This window comes from Enterobacter sp. Tr-810 (assembly GCF_011752765.1).
In the GTDB taxonomy this organism is placed as follows: Bacteria; Pseudomonadota; Gammaproteobacteria; order Enterobacterales; family Enterobacteriaceae; genus Enterobacter; species Enterobacter soli.
Window position 1 is genome coordinate 535,137 of the sequence record NZ_VWWW01000001.1, and the last position, 11,669, is coordinate 546,805.

General features: G+C 54.2%; 8 protein-coding genes, 2 tRNA genes and 2 other RNA genes. 6 read left to right on the forward strand and 6 right to left on the reverse strand.

From position 1 onward, the window contains the following. The first annotated feature begins 9 nt into the window (after positions 1-9). The 5 genes from purU to F3J30_RS02610 all read left to right on the forward strand — a co-directional run bounded on the left by purU (position 10) and on the right by F3J30_RS02610 (position 1,564). Positions 10-852, forward strand: coding sequence for a formyltetrahydrofolate deformylase (gene purU / locus F3J30_RS02590; RefSeq protein ID WP_014070548.1), 843 nt, complete (start codon positions 10-12; stop codon positions 850-852). A 157-nt stretch (positions 853-1,009) separates the two neighbouring features. Continuing rightward, positions 1,010-1,094: transfer RNA gene (locus F3J30_RS02595), tRNA-Tyr, on the forward strand. Between the two features lie 43 nt (positions 1,095-1,137). Next, positions 1,138-1,269: non-coding RNA, RtT sRNA (locus F3J30_RS02600), on the forward strand. A 34-nt stretch (positions 1,270-1,303) separates the two neighbouring features. Continuing rightward, positions 1,304-1,388 (forward strand) — tRNA-Tyr (locus tag F3J30_RS02605). A 45-nt stretch (positions 1,389-1,433) separates the two neighbouring features. Next, positions 1,434-1,564, forward strand: a non-coding RNA gene (locus F3J30_RS02610) — RtT sRNA. A gap of 92 nt (positions 1,565-1,656) precedes the next feature. On the opposite strand, the gene F3J30_RS02615 is transcribed toward F3J30_RS02610, so the two are convergent. After that, positions 1,657-2,100: an Lrp/AsnC family transcriptional regulator gene (locus F3J30_RS02615; RefSeq protein WP_166715643.1), complete on the reverse strand. Its 444-nt coding sequence runs from the start codon at positions 2,098-2,100 to the stop codon at positions 1,657-1,659. Between the two features lie 107 nt (positions 2,101-2,207). Here F3J30_RS02615 and F3J30_RS02620 point away from each other — a divergent pair, with 107 nt between their 5' ends. Further along, positions 2,208-3,104 carry a DMT family transporter gene (locus F3J30_RS02620; RefSeq protein ID WP_014070550.1) on the forward strand — a complete coding sequence of 299 codons (897 nt, stop codon included), beginning with the start codon at positions 2,208-2,210 and terminating at the stop codon, positions 3,102-3,104. Here F3J30_RS02620 and narI read toward each other — a convergent pair. From narI to F3J30_RS02645, 5 genes are all read right to left on the reverse strand, one after another. After that, positions 3,101-3,778, reverse strand: a complete 678-nt coding sequence (gene narI / locus F3J30_RS02625) for a respiratory nitrate reductase subunit gamma (RefSeq protein WP_119937684.1) — start codon at positions 3,776-3,778, stop codon at positions 3,101-3,103. The two genes, F3J30_RS02620 and narI, sit on opposite strands and share 4 nt — an antisense overlap. Continuing rightward, positions 3,778-4,488, reverse strand: coding sequence for a nitrate reductase molybdenum cofactor assembly chaperone (gene narJ, locus F3J30_RS02630; RefSeq protein ID WP_166715645.1), 711 nt, complete (start codon positions 4,486-4,488; stop codon positions 3,778-3,780). The genes narI and narJ overlap by 1 nt, the downstream gene beginning before the upstream one ends. After that, positions 4,485-6,020, reverse strand: a complete 1,536-nt coding sequence (narH, locus tag F3J30_RS02635; protein ID WP_166715648.1) for a nitrate reductase subunit beta — start codon at positions 6,018-6,020, stop codon at positions 4,485-4,487. The genes narJ and narH overlap by 4 nt, the downstream gene beginning before the upstream one ends. Further along, the gene (locus tag F3J30_RS02640; RefSeq protein WP_166715650.1) at positions 6,017-9,760 is read right to left on the reverse strand and encodes a nitrate reductase subunit alpha; all 3,744 of its coding nucleotides are present in this window, start codon (positions 9,758-9,760) and stop codon (positions 6,017-6,019) included. Before F3J30_RS02640 ends, narH begins: the two co-directional genes overlap by 4 nt. Positions 9,761-10,140: 380 nt before the next feature. Continuing rightward, positions 10,141-11,538 (reverse strand): NarK family nitrate/nitrite MFS transporter, encoded by a 1,398-nt coding sequence (locus F3J30_RS02645; RefSeq protein ID WP_014070555.1) that lies wholly within the window; start codon positions 11,536-11,538, stop codon positions 10,141-10,143. Positions 11,539-11,669: the final 131 nt, after the last annotated feature.

Here is an 11,669-nt window from a genome sequence, read left to right on the forward strand (position 1 = left end):
TTCCCGGCGATGCAATCATTACAACGTAAAGTTCTGCGCACCATCTGTCCCGATCAAAAAGGGCTGATCGCACGAATTACCAACATTTGTTACAAACATGAACTGAATATCGTGCAGAACAACGAGTTCGTTGACCACCGTACCGGTCGCTTCTTTATGCGTACCGAGCTGGAAGGTATTTTCAACGACACCACCCTGCTTGCCGACCTGGATAGCGCATTACCTGAAGGTTCTGTTCGTGAGCTGACGCCCGCTGGCCGTCGTCGTATCGTGATTCTGGTCACCAAAGAAGCACACTGCCTGGGCGATCTGCTGATGAAGGCGAACTACGGTGGGCTGGATGTGGAAATTGCCGCCGTTATTGGTAACCACGACACGCTGCGTACGCTGGTTGAACGTTTTGATATTCCGTTCGAACTGGTGAGCCACGAAGGTCATACCCGTGAAGAGCATGACGACTTAATGGCGCAGGCCATTGAAGCGCATAATCCGGACTACGTAGTGCTGGCAAAATACATGCGTGTGTTGACCCCAACCTTCGTGTCACGTTTCCCGAACAAGATTATCAACATCCACCACTCGTTCCTGCCGGCCTTTATCGGTGCTCGTCCATACCACCAGGCGTATGAGCGTGGTGTGAAGATCATTGGTGCAACGGCGCACTACGTGAATGACAACCTGGACGAAGGCCCAATCATTATGCAGGACGTGATTCATGTGGATCACACCTACACAGCAGAAGACATGATGCGTGCCGGGCGCGACGTAGAGAAGAATGTATTAAGCCGCGCGTTGTATCAGGTACTGGGTCAACGCGTCTTTGTTTACGGTAACCGGACGATTATTCTTTAATCGACTGAGAAATGAATTGGTTAGCTTTGCGTCTTTGCGCATAAAATTCAGCCAACCAGTTTATTTTTATCGTGGTAACGCTTTACAGGGGCGTCTCATTTGATATGATGCGCCCCGCTTCCAACAGGAAGCAGGCCAATAAATAGCATTACCCCGTGGTGGGGTTCCCGAGCGGCCAAAGGGAGCAGACTGTAAATCTGCCGTCATCGACTTCGAAGGTTCGAATCCTTCCCCCACCACCATTATTCACCACAGCGATGTGGTAACACCGATAAGATAATGTGAAGTTTGCACTTATCGGGAAGGGTGAGAACCTTCGATTAAGGTTCGACTCTCGCGACAGCGAGAGAACGTTGCCAAAGGCAACGGCCCGAAGGGTGAGGAGCGAAGCGACGAATAATCCTTCCCCCACCACCATATCTCAGCGTTACCTCAAAATATGAATACCCCTGGTGGGGTTCCCGAGCGGCCAAAGGGAGCAGACTGTAAATCTGCCGTCATCGACTTCGAAGGTTCGAATCCTTCCCCCACCACCATCATTTCCAAATGACTCTAAACCTTCTGTTCGCACCGGGCATCATGCATTTCCGTAACGGGGAAGGATGAGAAGCTTCGACCAAGGTTCGATTCGAGCGTAGCGAGAATGCGTTGCCGCAGGCAACGACCCGAAGGGCGAGGCGCAACGCGCCGAGTAATCCTTCCCCCACCACCATCATTTCCCGAAAAAATCCAAAAAAAACATCACCGAACTGATTGCACCCTTGTAGGCCGGGTAAGGCGCAGCCGCCACCCGGCAACAGACAGCTACATCGGTGGCAACCGGCGCTTCACAGGTGAGCTTTTCACTATCGACGTATTACACTGGGCGTGTTCAGCGAGACCATCCAGCAACGTATCAAGCTGCTCAATTGATCGCACCACCAGCCTGATAACAAAACAATCCTCACCGGTCACCTTGTCACTCTCAATGCACTCCGGCATGGCCTGAATGTATTTATCCACTTTATGCAACAATCCCGGCAACGGCCGCACACGCACCAGCGCCTGCAAGCTATACCCCAGCGCGGCTAAATTCACGCGAGCACCATACCCTTGAATAACGCCCCGCTCCTCCAGTCTTTTCAGACGCTCTGCGGTGCTTGGCGATGTCAGCCCGATACGGCCACTCAGCACTTTCAACGACACACGCGCATCCTCCACCAGACAGGCTAATATCTGACGGTCGATATCATCGAGAAGGTAATCCATAGTATTCACCTAATTTTAAAACGCCATAACTGTATTTCACCTTATATCACTACTGTAAAAGCCAACGCACTTTTTCGACAATAGAGCTATTAATCAGGAGGTGCATTATGGGTGATAGACAAAAAGGCGTCTGGCAAATGAGCCTGGCGATGCTTATTTCCGGTTCAATCGGAGCTTTTGTTTTACTCTCCGGTTTACCGGTCACAGAAGTCGTGTTCTGGCGCTGCCTCATCGGCGCCGTTGCTCTCTTTCTTTTTATCCGTATCAGCAAACAACCTTTTAGCCCGTTAACCAAAGTTACCCTGGGGCTGGCCATCCTCGGCGGTATCGCGCTGGTTGTTAACTGGCTGCTGCTTTTTGCCGCCTACGCGCGCATCTCGATAGGTCTGTCGACCGTAGTCTACAACACACAGCCGTTTATGCTGGTGATGATGGGGATGCTACTGGGTGAACGCGTGAGTCTGGCAAAATGGGGATGGCTCCTGCTGGCATTCGGCGGCGTGGTGGTTCTGCTCTCAGGCGAGCTGACCGGCAAACACGAAGCCGGCTGGCTTAGCGGTATTGCGCTGGCACTTGGTGCAGCCTTCTTTTATGCACTGACGGCCATTATCACCCGCAAGCTCAGAAGTATTGCGCCACAACATATTGCGTTTATTCAGGTATTAACCGGGGTGGTTATGCTATTGCCGCTGGCGCACATGCCAACGCTTTCCGGGCATTTCCCGTGGGGAATACTCTTAACGCTGGGGATTGTGCACACTGGCATCATGTATCAGCTGCTTTATAGCGCCATTCAGAAGCTCCCGACCCCTGTCACCGGCTCCCTTTCCTTTATTTACCCGGTGGTAGCGATTGTGGTTGATAACCTGGTCTTCGGGCATTCGCTGACTGCACCGCAGCTGGCGGGTGGCGCGCTGATCCTGGTTGCCGCCGCGGGCAACAACCTGGGCTGGGGCGAAAAAAAACCCCGCGAGTGCGGGGTTGGTATCAAAACAGCTAATTAGCGGCGGGCACGCACAATCTGGTATTTGCGCGTCAGGTACTCCACCGGCACGCTCCAGATGTGCACCAGACGGGAGAACGGGAACAGCACAAACAGGGTCATGCCCAGTACCAGGTGCATGCGGAAGATAAACGCCACGCCGTCCAGGTGTTCAGACGCACCGCCGTGGAAGGTCACGACAGACTGCGCCCAGCCAACCAGCTTCATCATTTCGCTGCCGTCCATATGCTGCGCAGAGAATGGAATGGTCAGCAGACCCAGCGCACACTGGATAACCAGTACCGACATCACCAGAATATCTGCTGCGGTTGTCGTAGCGCGAATGCGAGGACTGAAGAGGCGGCGTTTGAGTAGCAACAGGCCGCCAACCAGACACATAAGGCCCGCAGCACCACCACCAAACATTGCCATCTTCTGTTTCACTTCCAGCGGCAACCAGGCTTCGTACATCCAATGCGGCGTCAACATCCCGAATGCATGGCCTGCGATCACGCCCAGGATCCCGATGTGGAACAGGTTAGAAGCCAGGTTCATCCCTTTGCGATCCAGCATCTGGCTGGAGGCCGCACGCCAGGTGTACTGACCGTAGTCATAACGCAGCCAGCTTCCCACCAGGAACACGGTGCCCGCAATATACGGATAGATATCAAAGAAGAACATATTCAGGAAGTGCATTATTGCTGTCCTCCGTTAGAGATATTCAAATATTGCGGGGCAACAGCTCCGGCAAAACGACGCTGGTGAGCCGAGATTTCTGACTCGCCGCAATTCTGGTCAGCAAAGAATTTCACCTGCTCTTCTTCCCAGACCGCATCCAGCGCCTGCGGGGTATCATCGCGAGCTTCATCGGCAATTTTTTCCGCCACTTTTTCGCTATCGACTGCCGCATTCGCCAGTTTCACCAGCAGGTCGAACAGCACTGCATAACGGCTCTCACGCTGTTGCAGACGCGCACTGAGCAGCGCCAGAATCGGGGCGATGTCCTGCAACCCGCCGAGCGCTTCTTCTTTTGGCAGCTGCGCCAGATATTCGAGGTACAGCGGCAGGTGATCCGGCAGCTCGCGGCTGTCGAGTTGCAGACCATGCTGCTCATATTGCGCCATCAGGTCGACCATCGCCTGACCCCGGTCACGGGATTCACCATGAACATGTTCAAACAGCAGCAGTGAAGTGGCACGGCCACGGTCAAACAGCTGGCTGTAGTCAGCCTGTGCATCCAGAAGATCGCGCGCTAACAGATCGCGCAGGAAAACGCCCAGGCTCTGGGCATCTTCTTTATCCAGGTTTTCAGATGACGCGAGTGCATCGAAAAGTTCCTGTTGATGCTGCGCAAGCGCAGCATCCGGGTACTCGAGCAGACGCGAAACAATGACGAGTTCAATCATTGGTGCGGCTCCGTTTTGCTGGTCACATCCATGGCATCAATGCGACGACTGTTGAACAGGTTAAATTTGGTGTCTGAACCGTGGCAACCATCACCGAAGGTAAAGCCACAACCGCTTTTTTCCGGGAAGGCTTCACGAGCCTGTTCACGGTGGCTGCTTGGCACCACGAAACGGTCTTCGTAGTTAGCAATCGCCAGATAGCGGTACATTTCCTGCGCCTGCGCTTCGGTCAGACCCACTTCTTCCAGTGCACGGGTATCAATCACGCCGTCCACGGTTTCGGTGCGTTTAAAGTGACGCATTGCCAGCATACGTTTCAGTGCCAGCACCACCGGCTGGGTATCACCCGCAGTCAGCAGGTTTGCCAGATACTGAACCGGGATACGCAGGCTTTCGACATCCGGCAGAATGCCATTGCTGCCCAGTTCACCGGCATCCGCAGCAGACTGAATCGGTGACAGAGGTGGCACATACCACACCATCGGCAGCGTGCGGTATTCCGGGTGCAGCGGCAGAGCCAGCTTCCAGTCCATCGCCATTTTGTACACCGGTGACTGCTGTGCGGCGTCGATCATGCTCTGCGGTACGCCATCTTTCAACGCCTGCTCAATCACTTTCGGATCGTTCGGATCGAGGAACACGTCCAGTTGACGCTGGTACAGATCTTTCTCGTGTTCAGTGCTCGCTGCGCTTTCAATGGCATCCGCGTCATACAGCAACACGCCGAGGTAACGAATACGGCCTACGCAGCTTTCGGAACAGACAGTCGGCATACCGGCTTCGATACGTGGATAACAGAAAATACACTTCTCTGACTTACCGCTCTTCCAGTTGAAGTAGATTTTCTTATACGGGCAACCGGTAATACACATGCGCCAGCCGCGGCACTTGTCCTGGTCGATCAGTACGATACCGTCTTCTTCGCGCTTGTAGATGGCGCCGCTCGGACAGGTCGCCACGCACGCCGGGTTCAGACAGTGTTCGCACAGACGAGGCAGGTACATCATGAAAGTGTTTTCGAACTGGCCGTACATCGCCTTCTGCATGTTTTCGAAGTTTTTGTCTTTCGACAGCTTCTCAAACTCACCGCCCAGATCGTCTTCCCAGTTCGGGCCTTTTTCGATCTTGTTCATCCGCTGACCGGTGATCAGCGAGCGAGGGCGTGCGATCGGCTGATGTTTACCTTCCGCGGCGTTATGCAGGTTCTGGTAGTCAAAATCAAACGGCTCGTAGTAATCATCAATGCCCGGCAGATGCGGGTTAGCAAAGATTTTACCCAGCAGCATGGCACGGTTACCCATGCGCGGCTGGATCTTACCGTTGATTTTGCGGATCCATCCGCCCTTGTATTTCTCCTGATCTTCCCAGTTGGTCGGGAAGCCGGTACCTGGCTTGGTTTCAACGTTGTTGAACCACGCGTATTCGGTACCTTCACGGCTGGTCCAGACGTTTTTACAGGTGACTGAGCAGGTATGACAGCCGATGCACTTATCCAGATTCAGCACCATGCCGACTTGTGAACGAATTTTCATTTTACGCTCTCCTGTACCTGGTCATTACCTTCGCCGTCTAACCAGTTAATATTCTTCATCTTACGAACCACCACAAACTCATCACGGTTAGAACCCACGGTGCCGTAGTAGTTAAAGCCGTAGGCCAACTGCGCATAGCCACCAATCATATGGGTTGGTTTTGGCGTAATACGGGTGACCGAGTTATGGATACCGCCGCGTTGCTCGGTAATTTCAGAGCCAGGAATGTTCACAATGCGTTCCTGCGCGTGGTACATCATGGTCATACCAGCTGGCACACGCTGGCTGACAACGGCACGCGCCGTCAATGAACCGTTGGTGTTGAACACTTCAATCCAGTCGTTATCCACGATCCCCAGGTCTTTGGCATCGGCTTCACTCATCCACACAATTGGCCCACCTCGACCCAGCGTCAGCATCAGCAGGTTGTCGCTGTAGGTGGAGTGGATACCCCACTTCTGGTGCGGCGTCAGGAAGTTCAGCGCTTTTTCCGGGTTACCGTTGGATTTCTCGCCCATCACCGCTTTCACCGAACGGGTGTCGATTGGCGGGCGGTAAACCAGCAGGCTTTCACCGAAATCGCGCATCCACTGATGATCCTGATACAGAGACTGACGACCGGTCAGGGTGCGCCATGGGATCAGCTCGTGAACGTTGGTATAACCGGCGTTATAAGACACGTGCTCATCTTCAAGGCCAGACCAGGTCGGGCTGGAGATAATTTTGCGTGGCTGTGCCTGAATATCGCGGAAGCGGATCTTCTCGTCTTCTTTGTTCAGCGCCAGATGCTTGTGGTCACGACCGGTGAACTCACTCAGTGCGGCCCAGGCTTTCACGGCCACCTGACCGTTGGTTTCCGGTGCCAGAGTCAGGATCATCTCTGCCGCATCAATCGCCGTGTTCAGCATTGGCTGGCCTTTTGCCGGGCCGTCTGCTTTGGTGTAATTGAGCTTGCGCAGCAGATCCATTTCGCTCTGGGTATTCCAGGCAATCCCTTTACCGCCGTTACCGATTTTTTCCATCAGCGGGCCGATAGAGGTAAAACGCTCATAGGTAGCCGGGTAGTCACGTTCAACCGGGATGATGTGCGGAGCAGTAACGCCCGGGATCAGATCACACTCGCCTTTTTTCCAGTCCTTCACGTCCAGCGGCTGCGCCAGTTCAGCAGCGGAGTCGTGCTGAATTGGCAGCGTAACCACGTCGGTTTCTTTGCCCAGATGACCTACGCACACTTCGGAGAATTTCTCAGCGATGCCTTTGTAGATCTCCCAGTCGCTTTTGGATTCCCATGCCGGGTCAACGGCCGCAGACAGTGGATGAATAAACGGATGCATATCCGAGGTATTCATGTCGTCTTTTTCGTACCAGGTCGCGGTTGGCAGCACAATGTCGGAGTACAGGCAGGTGCTCGACAGACGGAAGTCCAGCGTCACCACCAGATCCAGTTTGCCGTCCAGACCGTTGTCTTTCCATTCCACTTCTTCAGGCTTCACGCCGCCCTGCTTGCCGAGATCTTTCCCCTGAATACCGTGATCAGTACCGAGCAGATACTTCAGCATGAACTCATGGCCTTTACCGGATGAACCCAGCAGGTTGGAGCGCCAGATGAACAGGTTACGCGGATGGTTTTTACCGTTTTCAGGCTGTTCCGCCGCAAACCGGATAGAGCCTTCTTTCAGAGATTTGACGGTGTAATCCACCGGCGTCATGCCCGCTTTCTTCGCCTCTTCCGCGATACGCAGCGGGTTGGTACCCAGCTGTGGAGCAGACGGCAACCAGCCCATACGTTCAGCACGCACGTTGAAGTCAATCAGATGACCGCTGTAGCGGGATTTATCCGCCATTGGTGACAGCAGTTCCTGCGCGGTCACGGTTTCGTAGCGCCATTGGCTGGAATGGTTATAGAAGTAAGAGGTGCTGTTCATGTGACGTGCCGGACGCTGCCAGTCAAGCGCAAACGCCAGTGGCTGCCAGCCCGTCTGTGGACGCAGTTTTTCCTGGCCCACGTAGTGTGCCCAACCGCCGCCGCTCTGACCGACGCAACCGCAGAAGATCAGCATGTTGATCAGGCCGCGGTAGTTCATGTCGAGGTGATACCAGTGGTTCAGACCGGCACCCACGATGATCATCGAACGACCGTGCGTCTTGTCGGCGTTCTCCGCAAATTCGCGTGCGATACGGGTGATCTGTGCAGCAGGTACGCCAGTAATCTGCTCTGCCCAGGCAGGGGTGTACGCTTTTACTTCGTCATAGCTGGTTGCGCAGTTTTCATCATTCAGACCGCGCTCCAGGCCGTAGTTGGCCATGGTCAGGTCGTAAACGGTGGTCACCAGCGCCGTGGAGCCATCCGCCAGTTGCAGGCGTTTGACCGGCAGCTTGTGCATTAAGACGTTTTGCAGCTCAACTTTGTTGAAGTGCTCGGAACCTTCGCCCCCGAAGTACGGGAAACCGACATCAGCGATCTCATCCTGGCTGCCCAGCATACTCAGGCGCAGGTCAGTTTCTTCACCGGAGGTACCATCACGCTGCTCAAGGTTCCACTTCCCTTTTTCACCCCAGCGGAAGCCGATAGAACCGTTTGGTGCCACCAGCTCGCCATTGCTGTTACAGGCAACGGTTTTCCATTGTGGGTTGTTTTCCTGACCGAGTGCGTCCACGAGGTCGGCGGCGCGCAGCATACGGCCTGCCGCGTAGTAACCGTCGCGCTCTTCCAGCATGACCAGCATCGGGAAGTCGGTGTAGCGACGCACGTAGTCAGTGAAGTACTGGCTCGGTTTATCGAGGTGGAACTCACGCAGCATGACGTGGCCCATCGCCAGCGCCATCGCGGAATCGGTACCCTGTTTTGGTGCTAACCACAGGTCGCACAGTTTGGCGATTTCTGCATAGTCAGGGGTAATGGCGACAGTCTTGGTGCCTTTGTAACGCACTTCAGTAAAGAAGTGAGCATCCGGAGTACGGGTCTGCGGAACGTTAGAACCCCACGCCAGAATGTAGCTGGAGTTATACCAGTCGGCCGATTCAGGAACGTCGGTCTGCTCACCCCATGTCTGCGGAGACGCAGGCGGCAGGTCGCAGTACCAGTCGTAGAAGCTCAGGCAGGTACCGCCAATCAGAGAGAGGTAGCGCGCGCCAGAAGCGTAGGACACCATCGACATCGCCGGGATTGGCGAGAAGCCCGCTACGCGGTCCGGGCCGTAGGTTTTGACGGTGTAGACGTTTGAGGCGGCAATCAGCTCGTTCACTTCTTTCCAGGAGGAACGCACGAAGCCACCGCGACCGCGAGCCTGCTTGAAGCTTTTGGCTTTGTCGGCGTCTTCGATAATAGAGGCCCAGGCATCGACCGGATCGCTGTGCTGGACTTTCGCTTCACGCCACATTTTCATCAGGCGTTTGCGCATCAGCGGGTATTTCAGGCGGTTAGCACTGTACAGATACCAGGAGTAGCTTGCGCCACGCGGGCAGCCGCGCGGTTCATGGTTTGGCAAATCCGGGCGGGTGCGCGGGTAATCCGTCTGCTGCACTTCCCAGGTCACCAGACCATTTTTTACGAAAATCTTCCAGCTACACGAGCCAGTACAGTTAACGCCGTGGGTTGAACGGACGACTTTGTCATGCTGCCAACGCTGGCGGTAACCGTCTTCCCAGTCCCGGTTGGTCTCCAGAACCTGGCCGTGCCCATCGGCAAAAGTTTCGCCCTTCTGCTTGAAGTAGCGAAACCGGTCCAAAAATTTGCTCATCGGGTATCTCCTGTGTGGAGCCTGTGGCTCTCTAAATCGACATTGCTGATTTGCAGCGAAAGTAACGCTCTGATAGATGACGGGAATTGATAACGATCAAGGCAAAGGGGGTCTCTGCGCGGTGGTATTAGTGCACATACCACCAAAGCGGTATTATTTTCTATTTTTTAACTTATTGATTTAAAAGATAAATATTGATTTATCGTACAAACACTACGGCTTTTTTTAACATATTAGGTATTAAGGGGTAGAAACGGCTGTAAAGCGATGAAGATCACAGTGTTACTCGCGGCGACAGGTAAATCCCCTATCAGTATGTTGTAACTACTTGGAGCCAAAAAAAAGCGCGGCTCTAAGGCCGCGCAAACGGATAATCAAACTTACTTATTTTTCTTGGTATTACGGCCATATACCAGCCACGTAATCACTACGCAGGCGATATAGAATACGAGGAACACTTTCATTGCCCCTGCCGGAGAGCCGGTCAGGTCAAGCGAAATACCGAACGCTTTCGGGATGAAGAAGCCACCAATCGCGCCAATGGCAGAGATAAAGCCCAGTGCCGCTGCGGTATCGGTCGCGGCTTCACGCATGGCCTGTGCTTCGTTGCCACCCTGCGCTTTCACGCGGTCCATCGTCAGCTTACGGAAGATGACCGAAATCATCTGGAAGGTAGAGGCACTACCCAGCCCGGCCGTCAGGAACAGCACCATAAACACGCCGAAGAATGCAGTAAAGTTACCGCCCTGGCCGTTGGTTGGCAGCGTCAGGAACAGCAGCGCACAGAAGATAGCCATCACCACAAAGTTCACCAGCGTCACGCGCGTTCCGCCCAGACGGTCAGAGATCATCCCGCCAACAGAACGGGCCAACGCACCAATGAACGGGCCGAAGAAGGCGAAGTGCAGGATCTGAATTTCAGGGAACTGCGTTTTCGACAGCATCGCGAAGCCTGCGGAGAAACCAATGAATGAACCGAAGGTTGCCAGGTACAGCAGCGCCATCACCCACAGGTGCCCACGCTTCAGAACCGGAAGCTGTTCGCTCAGAGAAGCCTTCGACGCTGACAGGTCGTTCATAAAGAACCAGGATGCCAGGGTGAATATCACCAGGAACGGTACCCAGATCCATGCCGCGTTTTGCAGGAAGAGAGAGGAACCATCAGGCTGCGTCACACCGCCGCCGCCAAACGCCGCAAAGATGGAAACAGAGATCGCCAGCGGTGCAATTAACTGCATTACGCTCACGCCCATATTCCCCAGACCGCCGTTAATGCCCAGCGCACCGCCCTGCTTCGCTTTCGGGAAGAAGAAACTGATGTTTGCCATACTGGAGGCGAAGTTTGCGCCAGCAAAACCGCACAGCAGAGAGATAATCACGAACACGCTAAACGGTGTAGAGGTATCCTGCACGGCAAAACCGAGCCACACGCACGGCACGATCATGATCCCGGTACTGAACGCTGTCCAGCGACGGCCGCCAAACACCGGCACCATAAACGCGTAAGGAACACGCAGCAGCGCGCCCGACAGCGACGGCAGCGCGGTCAACATAAACAGCTGATCGGTTGTGAAGGTAAAACCCACTTTCGGCAGGTTTACCGCCACCGCACTAAACAACATCCATACGCAAAACGCCAACAGCAGACACGGAACAGAAATCCACAGATTACGACTTGCTACACGGTGGCCGCGTTGTTCCCAGAACGCCGGATCTTCCGGACGCCATTCTGTAATTACGGCACCATTATCCCTTTCGGGGGCGGATGAGTGACTCATAGACACCTCTGATTCTCGAATGATGCTGCAAACATTAGGGTTTTAGGCCGACGGTAAGTTGATATAAATCAAAGGAAAAGTGGGCAGATTTGCGGCGAAAAAAAAGTCATTACTCTAAGTGAGTAGGCTTT